Source organism: Caulobacter sp. Root655 (assembly GCF_001427665.1).
Taxonomy (GTDB): domain Bacteria; phylum Pseudomonadota; class Alphaproteobacteria; order Caulobacterales; family Caulobacteraceae; genus Caulobacter.
Map to the genome: position 1 here is coordinate 1 of NZ_LMHC01000001.1, position 22,062 is coordinate 22,062.

Here is a 22,062-nt window from a genome sequence, read left to right on the forward strand (position 1 = left end):
TGTTCAGCCCGGATAGAGAGGTGACAGACCAGCCCGGATAGATGGGTAACAGTTCTCGCCTGATAGGTTGGAGGGCTGTGCGATGCCGTGGCGAGAGCGCTGTGCCATGGACGAACGGATACGGTTTATGGGCGATTGGCTGGGCGGGGAGGTGTCTCGCACGGAGCTTTGCGAGCTCTACGGGATCAGCCGCAAGACCGGGTACAAGTGGGCGGAGCGCTACGAGGCGGCGGGGATCGCCGGCCTGGCCGAGCGATCGCGCGCGCCACTGGACCATGGCCGGGCGACGGCGGCGGATCTGGTGGAGAAGATCGTCGATCTTCGACGGGCGCGCCCGACTTGGGGGCCGCGCAAGATCATGGCCAAGCTCGGGATGCTTCATCCGGACCTGGCATGGCCCTCGCACTCGACGGCCCACGAGATCCTCAAGCGGGCGGGACTTGTGTCCGGCCGCCGGCTTCGCCGCCGCCCGCCGCCCTATCCCGGAGTGCTGACGGCGGCCCAGGAGCCCAACCACGTCTGGGCGGTGGATCACAAGGGCTGGATCGTGCTGGGCGACGGCGGCCGCTGCGAACCGCTGACCCTGGCCGACACCTACAGCCGCTTCCTGCTGGCGGCCTCGGCGGGTTCCAGCATCCGGGCCGACCAGGCCAAGCCGGTTATGGAGCGGGCCTTCAGGACCTATGGCCTGCCGCGTGTGATCCGCTCGGACAACGGTCAGCCCTTCGCCTCGACCGGGGCCACCGGCCTGACCCGCCTGTCGGTCTGGTGGATCAAGCTGGGCATTCATCCCGAACGGATCACGCCTGGGCGCCCCCAGCAGAACGGCCGCCTGGAGCGCCTGCATCGCACCCTCCTCGAAGCCATGCGGCCCGCCGCCCGGACGCGCACCGCCCAGGCTCGGCGCCTCGACGCCTTCCGCCACGACTACAACCATGAACGGCCTCACCAGGCCCTGGGCCAAACCCCGCCCGCCAACTTCTACGCCCCCTCGCCACGCCAGATGCCAAGCAGGCTCGCCGACCCCGACTATCCCGCCGGCATGATCACCCGGCGGGTCCGCCCCAACGGCGAGATCAGGCTGCGCGGCGCCAGCGTCCACATCAGCTCCGCCCTCGCCGGCGAGGGCGTCGGCGTCGAACAGACCGAGCAAGGATGGTGCGTCTGGTTCTACCAGGAACCCATCGGGCTCCTCGACCACAGAGGCCAAAAACTGTCACCCATCCAACCGGGCTAAATCGTCACCTCTCTATCCGCTGGACANTGGTTCTACCAGGAACCCATCGGGCTCCTCGACCACAGAGGCCAAAAACTGTCACCCATCCAACCGGGCTAAATCGTCACCTCTCTATCCGCTGGACAAGGGGCCCGCGCCGCAGGCGTGGGAGGGAGAGGGGTTACACCCCTCGCAGGTTCATACCAAAAGCCCTGCCGGCACGCCGGCAAGCGGTGAAACCTCTCACCCTCCCACCGCTTCGCGGCGGGGCCCTCCCTCTCTCAAAGAGAGAGGGGTTCCAGGGGGATCGACGGCGCTCAATCCCCGGGCGGGTCGACGGGGCCGGGAGGTACAAACCGGCCTGTTCCAGGATCTGTCGGAGTCGCTGACGGCTCCTTCCGGGCGACTTTGATCCTCCCCTCTGGGGAGGTGTCGGCGGCAGCAACAGAAAAGGCGGCCGGTTCACACCGGCCGCCCTCAATGTTTCACGTGCGACAATCTGGCGCCGTGGCCGTCCTAGGTGTTCATCGACTGGAAGAAATCGCCGTTGGTCTTCGACTGGCGCATCTTTTCGAGCAGGAACTCGATGGCGTCCGAGGCGCCCATCGGGTTGAGGATGCGGCGCAGGACGTAGGTCTTCTGCAGCTGGTCGCGCGGGGTGATCAGCTCTTCCTTGCGGGTGCCGGATTTCAGCACGTCGATGGCCGGGAAGATGCGCTTGTCAGCCACTTTCCGATCAAGCACGATTTCCGAGTTACCGGTGCCCTTGAACTCTTCGAAGATCACTTCGTCCATCCGGCTGCCGGTGTCGATCAGGGCGGTGGCGATGATCGACAGCGAGCCACCCTCCTCCACATTGCGCGCCGCGCCGAAGAAGCGCTTGGGGCGCTGCAGGGCGTTGGCGTCGACGCCGCCGGTCAGCACCTTGCCCGACGACGGGACAGTGGTGTTGTAGGCGCGGCCGAGGCGGGTGACCGAGTCCAGCAGGATGACGACGTCACGCTTGTGCTCGACCAGGCGCTTGGCCTTCTCGATGACCATCTCGGCCACCTGGACGTGGCGGGTCGCCGGTTCGTCGAAGGTCGAGGCGATGACCTCGCCCTTCACCGTGCGCTGCATGTCGGTGACTTCTTCCGGGCGCTCGTCGATCAGCAGGACGATCAGGTAACACTCGGGGTGGTTGGTCTCAATCGACTTGGCGATGTTCTGCAGCATCACCGTCTTGCCGACCCGCGGCGGGGCGACGATCAGGCAGCGCTGGCCCTTGCCGAGCGGGGCCACGATGTCGATGACTCGGCCCGAGCGATCCTTGATGGTCGGATCGGGCAGTTCCATGTGCAGGCGCTCTTCGGGATAGAGCGGCGTCAGGTTGTCGAAGTGGACCTTGTGCTTGACGTTGTCGGGGCTCTCGAAATTGATCAGGGCCACGCCGGTCAGGGCGAAGTAGCGCTCGCCCTCGCGCGGCGCGCGGATGGCGCCGTCGATGGTGTCGCCGGTGCGCAGGCCGAACTTGCGGATCTGCGAGGGTGAGACATAGATATCGTCCGGACCCGGAAGGTAATTGGCTTCCGGCGAGCGCAGGAAGCCGAAGCCGTCCTGCAGCACTTCCATGGTCCCCGAGCCCGAGATCTCCACGCCTTCCTCGGCGAGGGTCTTGAGGATCGCGAACATCATGTCCTGCTTGCGCATGGAGTTGGCGTTCTCGACCTCGAAGGTCTCGGCGAAGGCCAGCAGGTCGGCCGGGGATTTCTCCTTCAGCTCCTGCAGGGACATGGTCTTCAGACCCATCGCCGCCACGGTGGCGCCGACTTCGGAGTCTTCGTCGCCGCCGGCGTCGTCGCCTTGCGGGTCGACCGAGGCGGCCAGGGTCGTCGTATCGACGATGGGCTCTTCGGCCCCGTTGGCGGTCTCGGTCTGGTTTTCAGTTTGATCGGTCATAGTGACACTCAACGTCGCGCGGCCCGCGAAGGTGCGAGCCGAGCCTTGGTTCTTGCTTGCTCGTCGCTGGAGAGCGCCGAGGGTTCGCGCCATGACGACGGCGCGTATCGGATCTGGGGAACGGACCTTCGGAGCGGGGCTCCGGGGGCGCATCAGGACGAGCGCCGGCCCGTGAAAGGCGGGAACGCGGAGCCTGGGCGCCGCGCCTGGCTGGATGGGAACCACAAGCGGCCCGCCGGGTCAAGCGGAGCGGGGAGATGACGACCGTGGGATCAGTGATTGAGGAACTTCGTCGTCACAGAAAGCACGATGACGATCGCCGCCAGGAACGGCAGCTCGTTGGTCATCCGCCAGAACTTTTCGCTGCGGGTGTTGAGGTCGCCGGCGAACAGCCGGCGCGACTTCGACATGAAGCCGTGCCAGCCGAACAGGAACAGCAGGGTGGCGATCTTGGTCAGCATCCAGGGCTGAGCCAGGAAGCTCCAGCCGCGGATCTGGCTGTTGGCCAGGATCAGCAACAGGCCCATGGCGAAGGTCAGGATCATCGCCGGATTGATGATGATTTTCATCGTCCGCAGTTCGGCCAGCTTGAACACGGCATCCATCTCGGAGCCGCGCTCGGACTTCATGTGGTAGACGAACAGCCGCGGCAGGATCAGCATGCCGGCGATCCAGGCCATCGCGAAGACGATGTGCAGCCCGCGGATCAGGTTGAAGTTGGCGACCAGGAAGTCGATCACGCCCGGGCTCCTTGCGGGTTGGGACATTGAATGCGATCGCCGCCGCAGCGCCAGGCGCAGGCGGCGGCCACGGGGGCGGGCGAGGCAAGCGCGGCCTGTACGATGCGGCCCAGGCTACGGATGAAGCCTGGCGCGACGCCCAGGGCTGGAACCCTGATGTAGACTGGGCAACCGGCCTCGAAAGCCGCCGCGCGATACTCGTGGTCGAGCTCGACCAGGGTCTCGATGTGCTCGGAGACGAAGGCGATCGGCGTCACCACCAGGGCCAGGCCCTGGGCGCTGGCCGCCTTGATCTCGTCCTCGGTCGAAGGGCCGATCCACTTCATCGGCCCGACCCGGCTCTGGTAGGTCACCCGCCAGTCCCAGTCCTCGCCCAGCCGGGCGGCGACGGCCGCGGCGGTGGCCTCGACCTGTCGCTGGTAAGGGTCGCCCGCTTCGATGACCTTTTCCGGCAGGCCGTGGGCCGAGAACAGCAGCCGCGCCGGACCCGGCCGACCAGCCTTGTCATAGGCCGCCTCGATCAGGTCGGCATGGACCTGGATGAAATCATCGTCGGTGGGATAGCAGCAGACGGTCGAAACCCGGCCTGGACCCCTGCGATAGGCGCGCTTCCAGGCCTTCAGCGACGAGCCGGTCGTGGTCGACGAGAACTGCGGATAGAGCGGCAGCAGCACGACCTCGTCCGGGGCGAAGGCCTTCACGGCCTTGGCGGTCTGGTCGGTCAGCGGCTTCCAGTAGCGCATGGCGATGAAGCAGCGGGCCTCGGCCTCCGGGAAGCGCGCGGCCAGGTCGGCCTCCAGCGCCCTCGCCTGCTTTTCCGTCTCCGGCAGCAGGGGCGAACCACCGCCCATCAAGGCGTAGTTCTCCTTGGCCAGCCTGGTGCGCGCGCCAGCGATCAGGGCGGCGATCGGATAGCGCAGCAGGGCCGGGATTCCGATGATTGCCGGATCACGGAACAGGTTGAACAGGAAAGGCCGCACGGCGTCCGGACCGTCGGGTCCGCCCAGGTTGAACAGGACGACGGCGATCTTCCGCTTGGTCATTTACCGGTGACCCGGGCCAGCACCGCCTCGACATGGGCGATCGGCGTGTCGGGCAGGATGCCATGGCCGAGGTTGAAGATGTAGGGGCCGCCGGACCATTGCTCGAGCAGTTGGTCAACCCGGGCCAGCAGCGCGTCGCCGCCGGCCCGCAACAGCAAGGGATCCAGCGCGCCCTGGATGGTCTTGGTCTTCTGGATCGACTGGCCCAGCGCCGCCGAAGCCTGGGTGTCGAGCGCCACGCCCTGCACCGGCACGATCTTGGCGTAGGTCTCGACCAGGGTTCCGGCCCCGCGGGGGAAACCGATCACTGGAGTGGTCACGCCCTTGGCGCGCAGGCCTTCGACGATCGCCGTGTGCGGCTTGACCACCAGGCGCTCGAACTGCGGTTCGGACAGGCCCTCGGCCCAGCTCTCGAACAGCTTCAGCACCTGGGCGCCGGACCGCGCCTGCATGGCCAGATAGTCCACTGTCGCATCGACCAGCACCTGGATCAGGCGGTCAAGCTTGTCGGGGTTCAGATAGGCGAAGGTCCGCGCGCCGCTGCGGTCGCTGGATCCGCCCTCGATCATGTAGGTCGCCACCGTCCACGGCGCGCCGGCGAAGCCGATCAGCGCCCGATCCGGCTCCAGGGCGGCCCGGACCCGGCTCAGGGTCTCGCCCACCGCGCCCAGCGCCTGGCCGGCCTGGCCCGTCAGTTCGGCCATCGACTCGATCGACGGAAGTTCGCCCAGCTTGGGTCCCTCCCCCGCCTCGAACCACACCTTCTGGCCCAGGGCCTGGGGGATCAGCAGGATGTCGGCGAAGACGATGGCGGCGTCATAGGGGAACCGTCGCATCGGCTGCAGAGTGACCTCGGCGGCCTTTTCCGGGTTCAGGCAGAAATCGATGAAGGTCGGCTCGGTGGCCCGAACCGCCCGATACTCCGGCAGATAGCGTCCGGCCTGGCGCATGAACCACACGGGCGGCCGCTCGGCGGTCTGGCCATCCAGGACGGAAAGGAGCTTGGGCTTTTGGCCAGGGGAGATCGAGGACGTCGTCATGATGGGCCTTAAATCCCGTCAGGCCCGTGGGCTCAAGCCCGTATCTCCCCGGAGGCCTTTCTTCCCTTCTTCTTATCTTTAAGAAGATTTTAAGGAAGTTTGTAGGAGATGGTGAGCAAGTGCCTAACGGGGAAAACCCCGTTGCGGCGCACCATGCCCCCCGCCCATCTCATATCCATCCCAGCTTGGCCCACATGTGGGTTCGAGCCTGTGAACTATGGGGACAGTCCGGTAGCCCTTCGAAATTACTAACGAAACGTTAAGATGGTGAATGGCGGCGTAACCATGAGCGCGGACTCATCCCGCGCTTGGGGGAATCGAGATTTCACGGCTTGTGCAAGCAATCCGAGACTGGGGATTGTCCGGAGTCAACGTGACCGTTTAACACAGGGGTGGCCGGTCAAGCCGTAACGGCGCGGGATTCACCCCCGCTCATCCCCAGAGGCCAAGCGAGTGGTTAAGCAACCGTTAACGGATGATCCACAGGAAACCGGCCAGGCTGAGGGCGAACGCGCCGCGCCGAGGTTCGCCACCTACTTCCATATCCACCTGGTGTCGGACTCCACGGGCGAGACCTTGAACGCCATGGCCAGGGCGGTCTGCGCTCGCTTCACCGACATCCTGCCGATCGAGCACATCTACGCCCTGGTGCGCTCCACCCGCCAACTGGACCGGGCGCTCGAGGAAATCGGCGGCGCGCCGGGGGTGGTGATGCACACGATCATCGATCCCAATCTGCGCGCGGCGCTGGAAGAGGGCTGCCGCCGGCTGGAAATGCCGTGCATCGCCGCGCTCGACCCGGTGGTCAGCGCCATGTCGCGCTATCTGGGCGCGCGGATCTCGACCCGGGTCGGCGCCCAGCACGCGCTGAACAACGACTATTTCGACCGGATCGAGGCGCTCGACTACGCCATCGCCCATGACGATGGCCAGGGCGGCCAGGACCTGACCCAGGCCGACGTGATCCTGGTGGGGGTGTCGCGCACCTCCAAGACCCCGACCTGCATCTATCTGGCCCATCGCGGCGTGCGGGCCGCCAATGTGCCGCTGGTGCCGGGACGGCCGCCGCCCGAGGAGCTGTTCCAGCTGAAGAGCACGCTGATCGTCGGCCTGATGACCTCGCCCGAACGGCTGATCCAGATCCGCCGCAACCGCCTGCTGTCGCTGAAGGAGAACCGCGAGAGCGACTATATCGACACCGACGCGGTGCGGGCCGAGATCATCGCCGCCCGCCGGCTGTTCGAGAAGATGGGCTGGCCGATCATCGACGTCACCCGGCGCTCGGTCGAGGAGACGGCCGCGGCGATCATCAACCTGCTGTCCGGCGGCCGCGGCCAGGTCGAGGTGCTGGGTTGACCGCCCTGACCCTGGCCTCGACCAGCGCCACACGCCAGGCGATCCTGCGCAACGCCGGCGTCGCCTTCGAGGCCGTGTCGCCCGGCGTCGACGAGGAGGCGGCCAAGGCCGGCCTGCTGGCCGAGGGCGCGACGCCGCGCGACGTCGCCGACGCCCTGGCCGAGATGAAGGCGTTCAAGGTCTCGACCAAGCGGCCCGGCCTGGTGATCGGCTCCGACCAGACGCTGGACCTGGACGGTGTGTTGCTGGACAAGGTCGATACCCTCGAGGCGGCCCGCGAGCGCCTGCTCCAGCTGCGCGGCAAGGCCCACAAGCTGCACTCGGCCGTGGTGGTGGCCCGTGACGGCCAGCCGATCTGGCGCGTGGTCGAGACCGCCAAGCTGTCGGTCCGCGATTTCAGCGACGCCTGGCTGGACGGCTATCTCGAACGCAACAGCCCCGACATCCTGTGGTCGGTTGGCTGCTACCTGCTCGAGGGCGAGGGTGTGCAGTTGTTTGACCGCATCGAGGGCGACTATTTCGGCATCCTCGGCCTGCCGGTGACGCGATTGTTCGATTTCCTGCGTCTGCACGGAGCCCTGCAAGCATGAGCGCGACCATCACGGGCGCGGCGGTCGTCGCCGGCATCTGCGGCCGGCCGGTCCGCCAGTCCATGAGCCCGGTGATCCACAACGCCTGGATCGCCGCCGCCGGGCTGAACGCCGCCTATGTGCCGTTCGGACCGGGCGAAGAGCAGTTCGAAAGCTTTGTCGAAGGCCTGCGCGGCGGGGCGATCCGCGGGCTCAACGTCACCATGCCGTTCAAGGAGCAGGCCCTGGCCTGCGCCGACCGCTGCAGCGACCTGGCCCGGCTGGCCGGCGCCGCCAACCTGCTGGTCTTCGAAACCGACGGAACGATCGTCGCCGACAACACCGACGGGCCTGGCCTGATCGAGGCGATTGCCGTCCAGGCGCCGGGCTTCGAGCTGACGGCCGCGCCGGTGGTGATCCTCGGGGCCGGCGGCGCGGCGCGCGGGGCGGCCGCCGCCCTGGCCCTGGCCGGCGCGCCCAAGGTCAGCATCGTCAACCGCACCGTGGCTCGGGCCCAGGCCATCGCCCGGACGATCGGCGGCGTGGTCGAGGCGGCGTCCGACCGCGAGCTCGACACCCTGCTGGCCGGGGCGGGTCTGGTGATCAACGCCACCTCGCTGGGTCTCGGCGGCGGCGCGGGCCCGGAGGCGCGCCTCGAGCTGACCCCGAAGGCCGCCGTGGTCATGGACATGGTCTACAAGCCGCTGCGCACCGAGTTCCTGCAACGCGCCGAACAGGCCGGCCGCCGCACGGTGGACGGGCTGGAGATGCTGCTGCGCCAGGCCGTTCCGAGCTTCGAGGCCTTCTTCGGCGCCGCGCCGCCGGCTTCCGTCGATGTGCGGGCCCTGGCCCTGGCCCAGCTGGGCGAGACTTCTCAATGATCATCCTGGGCCTGACCGGATCGATCGGCATGGGCAAGTCGACGACGTCCAGGATGTTCGTCGCCGAGGGCGTGCCGGTCTACGATTCCGACGCCGCCGTCCACGCGCTCTACGCCCAGGGCGGCGCGGCGGTGGGGCCGGTCGAGGCGGCGTTTCCCGGCGTCGTGGTCGATGGGGCGATCGATCGCGCCAGGCTGAGCCAGCGGGTGGTCGGCAAACCCGAAGCCCTGAAAGCCCTGGAAGCCATCGTCCATCCGCTGGTCGGCGCCGACCGCGCCGGGTTCTTCGAAGCCGCCATCCAGGCGGGGGCCGACATCGTGGTGCTGGACGTCCCCCTGCTCTACGAGACCGGCGGCGACAGGAAGGTCGACAAGGTGGTGGTGGTCTCCGCCCCCGCCGACCAGCAGCGCCGGCGGGTCCTGGCCCGGCCCGACATGGACGAGGCCAAGTTCGAGGCCATCCTGGCCCGCCAGACGCCCGACGCCGAGAAGCGGGCCCGCGCCGACTTCGTCATCGACACCGGACAGAGCCTGGAACACGCCCATCAACAGGTTCGCGACCTCCTGTCGCGGCTGCGGACGCCGCCCGCGCTTGATGGCGACGACGAAGCGGCTCATTGAAATCGGATGGCGCGGGAAATCATCCTCGATACCGAAACCACCGGCTTCGATCCGAAGACCGGCGACCGGCTGGTGGAAATCGGCTGCATCGAGGTGGTCGACTACATGCCCACCGGGCGGTCGTTCCACGAATATTGCGACCCGCTGCGCGACATGCCGGCCGAGGCCCAGAAGGTCCACGGCCTGTCGTCCGAGTTCCTGACCGGCAAGCCGAAGTTCCACGAGATCGCCGACCGGTTCCTGGAATTCGTCGGCGACGCGCCGGTCATCGCCCACAACGCCGCCTTCGACCGCAGCTTCGTCAATTTCGAGCTGGAGAAGTGCAATCGCGGGCCGCTGCCGGAAAGTCGCTGGATCGACACCCTGGCCATGGCCAAGAAGCGCTTTCCGGGCATGTACAACTCGCTCGACGCGCTCTGTAAGCGGTTCAAGATCAGCCTCGACAGCCGCGACAAGCACGGGGCGCTGATCGACGCTCACCTGCTGGCCGAGGTCTATCTCGAGCTGCAGGGCGGCAAGGAACGGGCGCTGGAGCTGACGGCGGTGGTCGCCGTCAACGCCGTGTCGGCGGCGCGGCAGGGCGCCTACGGCGCGCGGCCCCGGCCGCTGGCCCCGCGCTCGACCGAGGAAGAGCGCCAGATCCACGCCGCCTTCGTCCAGAAGAACTTCAAGGACAAGGCTGTCTGGATCCAGTTCGGCGTCGGGATCGTCGTCGAGGGCTGAGGCTGGGACATGCACTTGTGCGTGTCCCCATCATGCCCTGCGTCGGTTAGGGACACGCACAAGTGCATGTCCCCGGCCGGGATACCAGACCTCCACTAGACCAAGGGCGTCATGGCGTCGGCCCGGCTCTCCAGCAGGCCCGGCCGATGCGATTTCACCTCCGCCCGCAGGGCCAGCAAGGCAGTCTTCCGCTGACCCGGTGGCGTTCGGCTGACGATCTCGTCGATCTTTTCCAACAGAGCGTCATTCAGCGCCAGTGCGGCCCGGACTCCTTCGAGCATCAGGACGCGAAGGTCGTTGCCTCGGCGGATCTTGCGGCGACGAGGGGGCTTGGACTTGGGCATGGTGGGGTCCTTTCTTCTATGTCAGGGACAGGCGCATGCGCCCGTCCCCAGCCATGGCGCGGCGACCTCGGGCTTTCGCCGCGAGTGGGTGAGGAGGCGCGGAGCGGCCGGGCCAGGCCCGGAGACCGTGAGTGTTGTGTTGCGTTTCGGCGTGGACCGACCGCTCCGCGAAACCGTTATTCTCAAGGGACGGCGACTGAGGGCCTGTTTCATCCCGGTCGACGTTCCCCCTCGGACGCCCGCCGCGGTCCGATCGCCAGGCCCAGGCGGCCCCGCTCGGTTCCATCTCCATCGCCGCTTCGGGTCGGTACCAAGCGCCCTCCTCCGCGACGGAGACAGGATCGATTGTGCGCGCGGTCCGAACCCTGGCGGATCGGTGACGCTGATTATTTTTCAGGGCGTTGAGATCGTTGGGGTTGTTTGTGACGCCGGCGGGGATAGACACGGCTGGATCCCCGTTCGGGGACCGGGCGGAAGCCGCCCATCGAAAACCCTCTCTCTTAGAGAGAGGGAGGGGCCCGCCGCCGCAGGCGGTGGGAGGGTGAGAGGTTTCACCGCTGCCGGAAAATCTCGATTCCTTTCGTTGATCGGCCCAAGTTGCCCAGCCAGACTCTGCCCATGGACAAGACCACCAACGAGATCCTGGTGTTGTTCGGATACGTCGTCCTAAGGTTCCGCAACGAGCAGGTCCTGGCCGATCCCGGTGGAACGGCGGACGACATCCTGACGGCGCTCCGTTCGGCGAGCCTGTAACCTCTCACCCTCCCACCGCTTCGCGGCGGGCCCCTCCCTCTCTCTCCATGAGAGAGGGTTCAAGAAGGCTGTCGCCTTCCGCCAACGCGGAAAGCTGACCACCGCCCCTAGACCAGCAAGTCCGCCGTCACCGGCGCGTGGTCGCTGGGCCGTTCCCACTCGCGCACCGTGTCGTGGACCCGCGACGAGACCTTGCCGTCGATGAACGCCGCGTCGCGCAGGCCCGGGCTGGCGAGAATGTGGTCGAGGCGTAGGCCGCGGTTGGACTTGCGGAAGTCGGCGGCGCGGTAGCTCCACCAGCTGAACAGCTTGTCTGGCTCGGGCGTGGCCAGGCGCGGCAGGTCGAGGAAGTCCATCGAGCCCACGAGGCCTGCAAAGGCCTCCAACTCAATAGGCGTGTGGCTGACGATCTTCGACATCTGGCGGTGGCTCCAGACGTCGTTCTCGCCGGGGGCCACGTTGAGGTCGCCGGTCAGGATCAGCGGCGCCTTGGGGTCGCGCTTCTTCATCTCGGTGGTCAGGGTCTCGTAGAAGTCGAGCTTGTGGTCGAACTTCAGGTTCAAGGCCCGGTCGGGCGTGTCGCCGCCGGCCGGGATGTAGAAGTTGTGGATCTCGACGCCGGCGACGGTCGCGGAGACGCAGCGGGCGTGGCCCTCGCGGCAGGCGTCGAGGACCGGAGCGTCCTCCAGCGGCAGGCGCGAAGCGATGGCCACGCCGTGCCAGCCCTTCTGGCCCATGATCTTCAGGTGCGGCAGGCCCATGTCGATGAAGGCTTGGCGGGGGAACTCACCCTCCTGGCACTTGATCTCCTGCATGCACAGCACGTCGGGGCCCTGCTCGTCGACGAAGCGGGCGGCCTGCTCGGCGCGCAGGCGGACGGAGTTGACGTTCCAGGTGGCGATACGAAGGCGCATGCCGCTCCCTACCTTGGTTTCGGGGCCCGGCAAAGAAAAACGCCCGGACGCACGAAGCGTCCGGGCGAAAGTCGGGTCTCTCATGCCGCCGCCGGGAGGGGATAGTGTCCGGCACGGTTGCGAAGAGCGGGTCGGGCGCTCCTCGCCATGCGTGTTAAATCTGCCACGCCGCACGACTAAGTCAAGCGCAATCGCAATCCAAACTTGCATGTTGTGAAATTGTCGCATTTTGGCGCGGTTTAAGCGTCATAATACAACTAAGGCTTTCCGACGCGGCGGCGAGGATCGGTAAGGACGAACAGCTTGGGATCCAGGCCCGAGGTTTTCTCGAAGTCGACCAGGCGCACGCGGGTTTCTCCGCCCTTCACGTCGGTGACGGTCCAGCCCATCAGGGCGGCGTCGGCGCCAAAGTCGAGGCTGATGCGGCCCAGCGTCTGGCGCTTGGCGTCCTGGGCGGTGATCGTGAAGCCGTCGGCCAGCTTGCGCACGCCGGTGATGGTCACGCCGCGATCCAGCCGCACCTCGCGGGCCAGCAGCAGGGCCAGCGGCGTGCGGCTCAGCGGATAGCTCTCGAAGGTCTTCAGCCGGCTGTCGAAGATGTTGACGTTGTTGCCGTTGGAAACCACCAGCAGGCCGGCCGGGCCGTCATAGGCGAAGCGCGCCTTGCCGGGGCGTTGCAGCCAGATCGTTCCCTGGGTCCGGGTCCCGCGGGCGTCGGTCTGGACGAACCGGCCCTTGGCCGAGCCGAGGGTCTGGATATAGACCGTGGCCTTGTCGACCAGGGCCTGGTCGTCGGCCGACAGCACGGCGGCGGCTTGCTGAGCCGCCAGGGCCTGGCCGCTCAGGGCGGTCGCCAGGCCGAAGCCGGCGGCGGCGAGGACGAAGCGGCGGGTCGGGGTCGTGGTGGTCATGCGATCTCCTAGCCTCCCACCTTTGCCCTGCCCGCGCGTCCGACGAAAGGCCGTCGCGAGACCATTTTCCGGCGCGCGGATGAAGCGTCGTTCATCGACGGCTGGGGACACACACTCGCGGCAAGGCCCCATGAAATCTCGCCGAGGTCTTGCCGCGAGTGTGTGTCCCCGTCCAGGTCGCGCTACATCGGCGGCGGGGGCGGCGCCAGGATCTCCCGCTTGCCGGCATGGTTGGCGGCGCCGACCACGCCCTCCTTCTCCATGCGCTCCATCAGCGAGGCGGCGCGGTTGTAGCCGATCTGCAGGCGGCGCTGGATGTAGCTGGTCGAGGCCTTGCGGTCGCGGGTGACCACCGCCACGGCGTGGTCGTAGAGGTCGTTGGCCCCGTCGCCGCCCGCGAAGGCGCCCTCGATGGCCTCTTCCTGTTCCTCGTCGCCGCCGGCCGTGACCTCCTCCAGATAGTTGGGGATGCCCTGGTCGCGCAGGAACTTGGCCACCGCCTCGACCTCGCCGTCCGACACGAACGGGCCGTGCAGGCGGGTGATGCGGCCGCCGCCGGCCATGTACAGCATGTCGCCCTGGCCCAGCAGCTGTTCGGCGCCCTGCTCGCCCAGGATGGTGCGGGCGTCGATCTTGCTGGTGACCTGGAAGCTGATCCGGGTCGGGAAGTTGGCCTTGATGGTGCCGGTGATCACGTCGACCGACGGGCGCTGGGTGGCCATGATCAGGTGGATGCCGGCGGCGCGGGCCATCTGGGCCAGGCGTTGCACGGCGCCTTCGATGTCCTTGCCGGCCACCATCATCAGGTCGGCGACTTCGTCGATGACCACCACCAGGAACGGCATGGCCTCGGGGCGGATCTTCTCGGTCTCGTAGATCGGCCGGCCGGCGTCATCGAACCCCGTTTGCACGGTACGTTCAAAATGTTCGCCCTTGTCGAGCGCCTCGTTGGCCTTCTCGTTATAGCCGGCGATGTTGCGCACGCCGATCTTGGACATCCGCCGATAGCGGTCCTCCATCTCTCGCACGGTCCATTTCAGGGCCACGACCGCCTTCTTGGGATCGGTGACCACCGGGGCCAGCAGGTGCGGGATGCCGTCATAGACGCTGAGTTCCAGCATCTTCGGGTCGATCATGATGAAGCGGCACTTCTCGGGCGGCAGCTTGTAGAGGATCGACAGGATCATGGCGTTGACGCCCACCGACTTGCCCGAGCCGGTGGTGCCGGCGATCAGCAGGTGGGGCATCTTGGCCAGGTCGGCGATGTAGGTCTCGCCGCCGATCGTCTCGCCCAGGGCCATCGGCAGGCTGTGGGTGGCCTTGTCGTAGTCGGCGGACGACAGCAGGTCGCGCAGATAGACCGTCTCCTTGCGCGAATTGGGCATCTCGATGCCGATGGCGTTGCGGCCCTGGGCCACGGCCACGCGGCACGAGATCACGCTCATCGAGCGGGCGATGTCGTCGGCCAGGGCCACGACCCGAGCGGTCTTGGTGCCGGCGGCCGGCACCAGCTCGTACATGGTGACCACCGGGCCGGGGCGGATCTGGTCGATCTGGCCACGCACGCCGAACTCGGCCAGCACGCTTTCCAGCAGGCGGGCGTTCTGGCGCAGGGCCTCTTCGTCGAACTCGGCCGAGCGCGGCTTGGGCTTGGCCAGCATGGCCAGCTCGGGCAGCTGGAAGCCGCCCTCGTCGGTGAAGTCGAAGGCCTTCTGCTGTTCGCGCTGCTCGCGGGTGTTGACGCGGTTGGGGGTCTTGGGCTGGGCGATGGCCAGGGGGCGGACCTCGAAGCTCGGCTCGAAGGCGTCGTCGTCCTCGGCCGGCGCGGGTTTGGCCGGCTTGCCGGCGCGGCGCGGAATCTGGGCGGCTTCGGGCGCGGCCTCGATCACCGGGGCGGCCGCCTTGCGCGGGGCGCGGGGACGGGCGGCGGCCGGTTCGGGTTGAGGCGCGGCGGGGGCCGCAGCGCGTTCGCGCGGCTGCATCAGGCCATGCAGGGCGTCGGCCACCGCTTCGGGGTCGATGCGGCGCAGGCCGATCGCGTAGCCCAGGGCCACGGCGGCCCCGATTCCCAGCAGCAGGGCGGCGATCAGGTGGGCGCCGGGCAGGCGGGCGAAGGCCAGCAGTCCGGCCACCGTGTTGAGCAGGCCGTCGCCCCAGAAGCCGCCCAGGCCGCGGGCCAGCTTCCAGACGGCGGGGGTCGGCGGGGCGGCCAGCAGGCCGGCCAGGGCCAGCAGGCCCAGGCCGCCGACCAGGGCGCGGAGGCGAAGGTCGCGGCGATGGGCGGCCGGATCGGCCTGCGAGACCCGGGTCATGCCGAACACCAGCATCAGCAGGGCGGCGACCCAGCCGCTCAGGCCCAGCGACTGCATGACGATGTCGGCCAGGGCCGCCCCGGGTCCGCCCAGGGCGTTGGTGGCCGGCAGGCCGGTGGCGGCGTTGAAGCTGGGGTCGGTGGCGTTGTAGGTGGCGACCGCCAGCAGCAGGCCGGCCCCGACCACGCAGATCACCCCACCGCGGAACCGCGCCGACCACGGCTGAGCCCAGCCGTAGCGCACCGCGTCCCAGACCAGTTCAACGCTCGATCGCCGCGCCGCTCGCGCCATGGACAGTCACCTTGCACTCGTAGACCCGGGCAGTTGTGCCGCAAGAGGGTTAAGGGGCGTTTACGCTGACGGTGTGGCGATGTGGTTTGAGGTCGCGGGTTCGCGACCCTTGGGCAAGAGACTTCCCGTCCCCGCGCACCCTTTGGACCATGCTCCTCGGAACAGGTCCGGGCTCCCATCCGCCGAGGACAGGCGAATTGATCGCGTCGAGTTTGGTCCTTCAGAGTAGCACGCGTGATCGTTGCCGGGCGGCGGCGATTTGTATAAAGCCCGCCGTGACGATTTTACTGGCGGACGCTACGTCGGAGCCAGGCATTGGTGCAATCTTGCGAGGGGACAATTTCGATGGTGAACATGAAAAGAACCGCCGCAGTCGCCGCGGCCTTGTTCTGTACTTTGGCGGGATCGGAAGCGAATGCCTCGTCGACCGGACCGAGCACTGTAACTGTTGTGCTGTCAGCCACTGCAGGCTTCGCCATGTTCGAGGTGGACGGGCAGAGGTCGCCGCGGCCAAGTTGCGGAGCCGCGTTTCCGACGAGATTTGCCTTCAATATCACGACCCCCGCCGGCCAGGCGATGCTGTCGACGCTTCTGACCGCCGCCACGGCGCATAAATCGATCGTCGTCTGGGGCAGCGGCGCCTGCGATCAGCCGACGCCCGATACGGAGGGTGTCCTCTATATCGAGATGAGGCCTTGAAATCCGGCTAGCGATCGGTCGCTCGCGCCGACAGGCCTGGCGGATGCGTGGTCAACCTTCCCAACGCGGCTGGAATAGAACAAAAAGAGAACATACGTCCGGACTCGACGTGGCCGGGAGTCATTCTGGCGCGTAACCCGCCGCTGGTTGGCGGGTCAGCTGGGCGCCGGTCATGGACAAGGAGTTGTTGAGTCAGTTGCCGATCATTCTGTCGGCGGTCGCGGGGGTGTTCACCGCCCTGGCGACCTTGGTGTGGGCGTTCCGGCGGCGGCCTTAGCCGCCGGAACCGACCCTTCGTTCTCAGGCCGTGCCCAGATAGTCCTTCTTGCCGATCTCGACGCCGTTCTTGCGCAGGATCGCGTAGGCGGTGGTCAGGTGGAAGAAGAAGTTGGGCTGGGCCTGGCCCTGCAGATAGGCCAGGCCCTTGACCACGCTGGTCTCGCCGCGTCGCACCAGGGTGATGTCGCGGTCCTCGGCGCCCGCGAACCGGGCGGCGTCCAGGCCCTCGACATAGGCGATGGCGCGATCGACGCGGGCGATCAGGTCCTCGAAGCTGGTCTCGGTGTCGTCCCAGGCCGGAACTTCCTCGCCGGCCAGGCGCGCGGCGCAACCCTTGGCGAAGTCGGTGGCGATCTGCGCCTGGCGCAGCAGCGGGAACATGTCGGGATAGAGCCGGGCCTTCAGCAAGGACTCGGGGTCGAGTTTCTTCGCGTCAACATGTGCGGCGGCCTTGGTCAGCACGCCCTTCAGGCCCTTGAGGCCCTGGACGAAGACCGAAACGCTGGCCTGGTGGATGGTGAGGGTCATGGGAACTCCGGGATGGGATGTGGGCTGGTTAGCGTGTGTCGGGGTTGGGTTGAAAGCATCCTCCACATCGTCATCCTCCGACTTGTTCGGGGGACCCAAACGGCGGGGATGACGAGTTTTGGAGGCCGAGTTACGCCGCCGCCGCCTCGGCGTCGTAGCGGGTCCGGGCGGCGCGGATGTCGGCGTGGTTGCGCTCGGCCCAGGTCACCAGCACGGCCAGGGGCTCCAGCAACGAGGTCCCCATCGGCGACAGGCTGTATTCGACGCTGGGCGGCTTGGTCGGGAACACCTGGCGAGCGATCAGGCCATCGCGCTGCAGGTCGCGCAGGGTCTGGGTCAGCATGCGCTGCGAGATGTCGGGCACCGTCCGGCGCAGGACGCCGAACCGGCGCGGCCCGTCGGCCAGGGCGATCAGCAACAGGGTGCTCCACTTGTCGCCCAGATGGTCGATCACGTCGCGCACCGGGCAGGCGGCCGGGCTGAGGTCGGTCGCCGACATCCAGCACTGGAAGGTGTGGGCGAGGCTCGCCGCCGCGCTGGGTGGTTCCCTCAAGGTGCCTATCTCCCACAAAACTGCCGTCTTTACGGCGTCGCCTAGGTCTCACATCTACACGTGGTCTCATTTCGAGACCACAGAAAAGGACAGACCCATGAGCGCCTCCTCTCCCCGCCTCCTGGTCACCGGCGCGGGCGGCCAACTGGGCCGTCGCGTGGTCGAACTGCTGCTCGAGGCCGGGGCCGGCGACATCGTCGCCGCCAGCCGCGATCCCGCCAAGCTGGCCGACCTGGCGGCGCGCGGCGTCGAGACCCGCCGGGCCGACTTCGACGATCCGGCCTCACTGACCCAGGCCTTCGCCGGCGTCGATCGCCTGTTGCTGGTCAGCACCGACGCCCTGGGCCAGCCCGGCCAGCGCATCGCCCAGCACCGCGCCGCCGTCGCCGCCGCCACGGCGGCTGGCGTCAAGCACGTGGTCTACACCTCGGCCCCCGGCACAAGGCCGCAGGTGGGCGGCGGGGTGATCGACGACCACTTCTGGACCGAGCAGGCCCTGGCCGCCAGCCCGACCCTGGGCTGGACCATCCTGCGCCACAACCTCTATGCCGAGCTGATCCTGCAGGGCGCCGGCCAGGCCCTGTCCAGCGGCCTGCTCCATTCGGCCACCGCCGGGGCCGGCCGCGCCTATGTCACCCGCGAGGACTGCGCCCGCGCCGACGCGGCGGCCCTGATCAAGGGCGAAGGTCGCCAGATCCTCGACGTCTCCGGCCCCGCCGCCGTCACCCAGGACCAGGTCGCCGCCTTGCTGTCGCAGCTGTCGGGCAAGCCCGTGGCGCACCAGAACCTGCCGCTGGACGTCCTGCGCCAAGGCCTGGCGGCCGGCGGCCTGCCGCCGTTCGTCGTCGATGTGCTGGCCGATTTCGACCAGGCCGCCAGCCAGGGCCAGCACGCCATCGTCACCGACGTGGTCGAGACCCTGACCGGGCGGGCGCCGACCTCGGTCCAGGCGTTCCTGGAGGCCAACCGGGCGGCGCTGGTCTAGGCGAAGCGGAACAGGCGCGGCGTCGCGGGGGTTTCGTAGGGGTCCCATTCACTCCACCAGGAGCTCCCCGATGAAAGTCAGCGACGCCATGACCAGCCAGGTCTCCACCGCCGCCCCAACCGACAGCGTCCGCAAGGTCGCCCAGGTGATGGCCCACGTCGAAACCGGCGCCGTGCCGATCGTCCTGGACGGCAAGGTGGTGGGCCTGGTCACCGACCGCGACATCGTCCTGCGCGTGGTCGCCGAGGGCCGCAGCTTCGACAGCCCCATCTCCGAGGCGATGAGCGAGGGCGAGGTCCAGAGCGTCAAGGAGGACGACATCCTGGCCGACGCCACCGCCAAGATGGCCAGCCACCAGATCCGCCGCCTGATCGTGCTCGACGAGGCCGGCAAGCTGACCGGCATCCTGTCGCTGGGCGACGTGGCCAAGGACTACGGCGCCAAGCAGGTGGGCAAGACGCTGGAGGAGATTTCGGCGGAGCCGGCGGATGCGACGCAGTAGAAACCTTCTCCCAGAGGGAGAAGGAGGGGCCCGCGCCGATAGGCGTGGGAGGATGAGGGGTTAAGACGTCGGCCGGCGTGCCGGCAGGGCGCTCGGAGAAAACGTTGAGGGCGTGATCCCTCACCCTCACCCTCCCACCGCTACGCGGCGGGCCCCTCCCTCTCCCGCTGGGAGAGGGCGAAAAGAAAAAGGGCGGCCCCGCGAGGAGCCGCCCTTCCTTGTGTCTGAAAGCTCGGAAAGCCTAGACCAGCGACGGGTCGATGGCCTTGCAGGCTTCCATCAGGCCCTTCACCGACTCGACCGACTTGGCGAACATCGCCTTTTCTTCGTCGTTGGTTTCGAACTCGATGACCCGCTCCGCGCCGCCGGCGCCGATCACGACCGGCACGCCGACATAGAGGCCTTCCAGGCCGTACTGGCCGGTCAGGAAGGTGGCGCAGGGCAGGACGCGCTTCTTGTCCTTGATGTAGCTGGTGGCCATGGCGATGGCGCTTTCGGCCGGGGCGTAGAAGGCCGAGCCGGTCTTCAGCAGGGCGACGATCTCGCCGCCGCCGCCGCGCGTGCGCTTGACGATGCCGTCGAGCTCTTCCTGGGTCATCCAGCCCTGGCTGACCAGGTCCGGCAGCGGCAGGCCGCCGACCGTCGAGTGACGGACCATCGGCACCATGTCGTCGCCGTGGCCGCCCAGGGTCCAGGCGTGGATGTCTTCCACCGACACGCCGGTCTTCTCGGCCAGGAAGTAGGCGAAGCGCGCCGAGTCCAGGACGCCGGCCATGCCGATGACCTTTTCCTTGGGCAGGCCCGAGAATTGCTGCAGGGCCCAGACCATGGCGTCCAGCGGGTTGGTGATGCAGATGACGAAGGCGTTGGGGGCATGCTGCTTGATCCCTTCGCCGACGGCCTTCATGACCTTCAGGTTGATGCCCAGCAGGTCGTCGCGGCTCATGCCCGGCTTGCGCGGCACGCCGGCGGTGACGATGCAGACGTCGGCCCCGGCGATCTCTTCGTACGAATTGGCGCCCTTCAGGACGACGTCCTTGCCGAACACGGCCGAGGCTTCGGCGATGTCGAGCGACTTGCCCTGGGGCGTGCCCTCGGCGATGTCGAACAGGATCACGTCGCCGAGTTCTTCACGAGCGGCGATGTGGGCCAGGGTGCCGCCGATCATGCCGGCGCCGATGAGGGCGATCTTCGCGCGAGCCATGGGGTCTCCGTCAGGGCTGTGGACGAGTAATGTCGGGGCGCGGTCTACGCCCGCTAAGGCTCGGCCTCAAGCCCCCTTTCCCGTTTCGCTGCGGTGCGGCAAGACTGTGTGAACAACGATAAGGACGCACGGGGATGAGCAAGACCGATCCGGGGAACTATTTCGAGGACTTCAAGCTTGGCCAGGTGATCGTCCACGCCACCCCGCGCACGATCACGGCGGGCGACGTGGCGCTGTACACGGCGCTGTACGGCCCCCGGTTTTCGCTGTTCTCGTCCGACGTCTTCGCCGCCGATTGCGGCCTGGCCGGCGCGCCGGTCGACCCGCTGATCGCCTTCCACGTAGTGTTCGGCAAGACCGTGCCCGACATCAGCCTCAACGCCGTCGCCAACCTCGGCTATGCCGAGGGTCGGTTCCTGGCCTCGGTGTATCCGGGCGACACCCTGACGGCGCGTTCGGAGGTGATCGGGCTGAAGGAGAACTCCAACGGCAAGACCGGGGTGGTCTATGTGCGCACCACCGGCGCCAACCAGCGCGGCGTGGCGGTGCTGAGCTATGTGCGCTGGGTGATGGTGCGCAGGCGCAACCCGGGCGCGGTGGTCGAGGGCCAGGTGACGCCTCAACTGGCCGGCGCGGTGACCGCCCAGCACCTGACCCCGCCGCCGGGCCTGAACTTCGCCAAATACGACTTCGCCCTGGCCGGCGCCCCGCACGCCTATGAGGACTACGCGGTCGGCGAGAAGATCGACCATGTCGACGGCATGGTGGTCGAGGAGGCCGAGGCCCAGATGGCCACGCGGCTGTGGCAGAACACCGCCAAGGTCCACTTCAACCAGTTCGAGCGGTCCAAGGACCCGTCGGGCCGGCGGCTGGTCTATGGCGGGGTGGTGATCTCGACGGCCAAGGCCCTGTCGTTCAACGGGCTGCAGAACGCCGGCCTGATCCTGGCGATCAACGGCGGCCGCCACGTCGGCCCCTATTTCGCCGGCGGCACGGTGTTCGCCTGGAGCCAGGTGCTCGACAAGGCCGACTTATCTGCGTCTGGGGGCGCCTCGGTCGGCGCCCTGCGCCTGCGGCTGGTGGCGACGGTCGACCGGCCGTGCGCCGACTTCCCGGACAAGGACGAGGCCGGGGCCTATGCGCCGGGCGTCATCCTCGATTTCGACTACTGGGCGGCGGTTCCGAAACGTGGCTGAGTTCGTCCTCGACCCGGCCTTCGTGGCCACGGCCGCCGAACTGGGCGAGCTCCCGCTGTGCCACGCCCGCCTGCAGCTGGACGCCCGCTATCCGTGGGTGGTGCTGATCCCCCGGGTCGGCGAGGCGCGGGAGCTGGAGGACCTGTCCCCGACCGACCGTGCGAGGCTGATCGAGGAAACCGTCCTGGCCGGCGCCGCCGTCCGGGCGGTCGCCGCCGTGCTCGGCCTGGGCGTCGACAAGCTCAATGTCGGCGCGCTCGGCAACGTCACGCCGCAGCTGCACGTCCACGTCCTGGGCCGCCGGGTCGGCGACCCGGCCTGGCCGGGACCGGTGTGGGGGCATTCGGCCGCGATGGCCTATGAGGCCGAGACGCTGGAGCGGGCGGTCGCGGCGGCGCGGCAGGCGTTGGGGATCTGAAGCCCCACAAGTTCCGCTCATCCCGGCGAATGCCGGGATGAGCGGAC

At 68.0% G+C, this 22,062-nt stretch carries 22 protein-coding genes and 1 pseudogene; 12 read left to right on the plus strand and 11 right to left on the minus strand.

Going from position 1 to position 22,062, the window contains the following annotated elements:
• Positions 1-106 precede the first annotated feature (106 nt).
• Positions 107-1,237, plus strand: coding sequence for an IS481 family transposase (locus ASD79_RS00005; protein WP_200952257.1), 1,131 nt, complete (start codon positions 107-109; stop codon positions 1,235-1,237).
• 495 nt (positions 1,238-1,732) lie between these two features.
• Here the strand turns inward: ASD79_RS00005 and rho are convergent, their stop codons facing one another.
• From rho to hemE, 4 genes are all read right to left on the minus strand, one after another.
• The gene (gene rho, locus ASD79_RS00010) at positions 1,733-3,154 is read right to left on the minus strand and encodes a transcription termination factor Rho (protein WP_056718874.1); all 1,422 of its coding nucleotides are present in this window, start codon (positions 3,152-3,154) and stop codon (positions 1,733-1,735) included.
• Positions 3,155-3,426: 272 nt separating this feature from the next.
• Positions 3,427-3,894 (minus strand): CopD family protein, encoded by a 468-nt coding sequence (locus ASD79_RS00015; protein WP_056718876.1) that lies wholly within the window; start codon positions 3,892-3,894, stop codon positions 3,427-3,429.
• Entirely contained in the window at positions 3,891-4,937 is a 1,047-nt protein-coding gene (gene hemH / locus ASD79_RS00020) for a ferrochelatase (RefSeq protein WP_056718878.1), read from the minus strand. Before hemH ends, ASD79_RS00015 begins: the two co-directional genes overlap by 4 nt.
• The gene (gene hemE, locus ASD79_RS00025; protein WP_056718880.1) at positions 4,934-5,977 is read right to left on the minus strand and encodes a uroporphyrinogen decarboxylase; all 1,044 of its coding nucleotides are present in this window, start codon (positions 5,975-5,977) and stop codon (positions 4,934-4,936) included. The genes hemH and hemE overlap by 4 nt, the downstream gene beginning before the upstream one ends.
• Before the next feature lie 453 nt (positions 5,978-6,430).
• Here hemE and ASD79_RS00030 point away from each other — a divergent pair, with 453 nt between their 5' ends.
• Genes ASD79_RS00030 through dnaQ form a run of 5 tightly spaced genes read left to right on the plus strand, consistent with a single transcriptional unit; the run spans position 6,431 to position 10,126 of the window.
• Entirely contained in the window at positions 6,431-7,333 is a 903-nt protein-coding gene (locus ASD79_RS00030; protein WP_056718882.1) for a pyruvate, water dikinase regulatory protein, read from the plus strand.
• A complete protein-coding gene (locus tag ASD79_RS00035; RefSeq protein WP_056718884.1) occupies positions 7,330-7,923 on the plus strand; it encodes a Maf family protein in 594 nt (197 codons plus the stop codon). Before ASD79_RS00030 ends, ASD79_RS00035 begins: the two co-directional genes overlap by 4 nt.
• The gene (gene aroE, locus ASD79_RS00040; protein WP_056718886.1) at positions 7,920-8,783 is read left to right on the plus strand and encodes a shikimate dehydrogenase; all 864 of its coding nucleotides are present in this window, start codon (positions 7,920-7,922) and stop codon (positions 8,781-8,783) included. Before ASD79_RS00035 ends, aroE begins: the two co-directional genes overlap by 4 nt.
• Positions 8,780-9,403, plus strand: coding sequence for a dephospho-CoA kinase (coaE, locus tag ASD79_RS00045; RefSeq protein ID WP_056718887.1), 624 nt, complete (start codon positions 8,780-8,782; stop codon positions 9,401-9,403). Before aroE ends, coaE begins: the two co-directional genes overlap by 4 nt.
• Before the next feature lie 6 nt (positions 9,404-9,409).
• Complete coding sequence (dnaQ, locus tag ASD79_RS00050; protein ID WP_056718889.1) at positions 9,410-10,126, plus strand: DNA polymerase III subunit epsilon; 717 nt, start codon at positions 9,410-9,412, stop codon at positions 10,124-10,126.
• 95 nt (positions 10,127-10,221) lie between these two features.
• Here the strand turns inward: dnaQ and ASD79_RS00055 are convergent, their stop codons facing one another.
• The gene (locus ASD79_RS00055) at positions 10,222-10,470 is read right to left on the minus strand and encodes a hypothetical protein (protein ID WP_056718891.1); all 249 of its coding nucleotides are present in this window, start codon (positions 10,468-10,470) and stop codon (positions 10,222-10,224) included.
• A gap of 651 nt (positions 10,471-11,121) precedes the next feature.
• Here ASD79_RS00055 and ASD79_RS23050 point away from each other — a divergent pair.
• A pseudogene (locus tag ASD79_RS23050) lies at positions 11,122-11,223 on the plus strand (DUF559 domain-containing protein); the annotation flags it as partial.
• Positions 11,224-11,330: 107 nt separating this feature from the next.
• Here ASD79_RS23050 and ASD79_RS00065 read toward each other — a convergent pair.
• The 3 genes from ASD79_RS00065 to ASD79_RS00075 all read right to left on the minus strand — a co-directional run bounded on the left by ASD79_RS00065 (position 11,331) and on the right by ASD79_RS00075 (position 15,651).
• Positions 11,331-12,137 (minus strand): exodeoxyribonuclease III, encoded by an 807-nt coding sequence (locus ASD79_RS00065; protein WP_056718892.1) that lies wholly within the window; start codon positions 12,135-12,137, stop codon positions 11,331-11,333.
• A 257-nt stretch (positions 12,138-12,394) separates the two neighbouring features.
• Positions 12,395-13,048 carry an outer-membrane lipoprotein carrier protein LolA gene (locus ASD79_RS00070; RefSeq protein WP_056718894.1) on the minus strand — a complete coding sequence of 218 codons (654 nt, stop codon included), beginning with the start codon at positions 13,046-13,048 and terminating at the stop codon, positions 12,395-12,397.
• A 182-nt stretch (positions 13,049-13,230) separates the two neighbouring features.
• The gene (locus tag ASD79_RS00075) at positions 13,231-15,651 is read right to left on the minus strand and encodes a DNA translocase FtsK (RefSeq protein ID WP_056718896.1); all 2,421 of its coding nucleotides are present in this window, start codon (positions 15,649-15,651) and stop codon (positions 13,231-13,233) included.
• Positions 15,652-16,005: 354 nt separating this feature from the next.
• On the opposite strand from ASD79_RS00075, the gene ASD79_RS00080 reads away from it, so the two are divergent.
• Positions 16,006-16,350, plus strand: coding sequence for a hypothetical protein (locus tag ASD79_RS00080; protein WP_156400297.1), 345 nt, complete (start codon positions 16,006-16,008; stop codon positions 16,348-16,350).
• A 300-nt stretch (positions 16,351-16,650) separates the two neighbouring features.
• Here ASD79_RS00080 and ASD79_RS00085 read toward each other — a convergent pair whose 3' ends face one another.
• Both ASD79_RS00085 and ASD79_RS00090 read right to left on the minus strand, forming a co-directional pair.
• Positions 16,651-17,157: a DUF1993 family protein gene (locus tag ASD79_RS00085; RefSeq protein ID WP_056718900.1), complete on the minus strand. Its 507-nt coding sequence runs from the start codon at positions 17,155-17,157 to the stop codon at positions 16,651-16,653.
• A 130-nt stretch (positions 17,158-17,287) separates the two neighbouring features.
• Entirely contained in the window at positions 17,288-17,710 is a 423-nt protein-coding gene (locus ASD79_RS00090; RefSeq protein ID WP_082584748.1) for a helix-turn-helix domain-containing protein, read from the minus strand.
• A 97-nt stretch (positions 17,711-17,807) separates the two neighbouring features.
• Here ASD79_RS00090 and ASD79_RS00095 point away from each other — a divergent pair, with 97 nt between their 5' ends.
• Positions 17,808-18,695 carry an SDR family oxidoreductase gene (locus ASD79_RS00095; protein WP_056718904.1) on the plus strand — a complete coding sequence of 296 codons (888 nt, stop codon included), beginning with the start codon at positions 17,808-17,810 and terminating at the stop codon, positions 18,693-18,695.
• A 70-nt stretch (positions 18,696-18,765) separates the two neighbouring features.
• The gene (locus ASD79_RS00100; RefSeq protein ID WP_056718906.1) at positions 18,766-19,197 is read left to right on the plus strand and encodes a CBS domain-containing protein; all 432 of its coding nucleotides are present in this window, start codon (positions 18,766-18,768) and stop codon (positions 19,195-19,197) included.
• 241 nt (positions 19,198-19,438) lie between these two features.
• On the opposite strand, the gene mdh is transcribed toward ASD79_RS00100, so the two are convergent.
• On the minus strand, positions 19,439-20,401 hold the full coding sequence (mdh, locus tag ASD79_RS00105) for a malate dehydrogenase (protein WP_056718908.1): 963 nt from the start codon (positions 20,399-20,401) through the stop codon (positions 19,439-19,441).
• A 134-nt stretch (positions 20,402-20,535) separates the two neighbouring features.
• On the opposite strand from mdh, the gene ASD79_RS00110 reads away from it, so the two are divergent.
• Together ASD79_RS00110 and ASD79_RS00115 are read left to right on the plus strand one after the other, a co-directional pair.
• Positions 20,536-21,597 carry a MaoC family dehydratase gene (locus ASD79_RS00110; protein ID WP_056718910.1) on the plus strand — a complete coding sequence of 354 codons (1,062 nt, stop codon included), beginning with the start codon at positions 20,536-20,538 and terminating at the stop codon, positions 21,595-21,597.
• The gene (locus ASD79_RS00115; protein ID WP_056718911.1) at positions 21,590-22,015 is read left to right on the plus strand and encodes an HIT domain-containing protein; all 426 of its coding nucleotides are present in this window, start codon (positions 21,590-21,592) and stop codon (positions 22,013-22,015) included. Before ASD79_RS00110 ends, ASD79_RS00115 begins: the two co-directional genes overlap by 8 nt.
• The last annotated feature ends 47 nt before the right edge of the window (positions 22,016-22,062 follow it).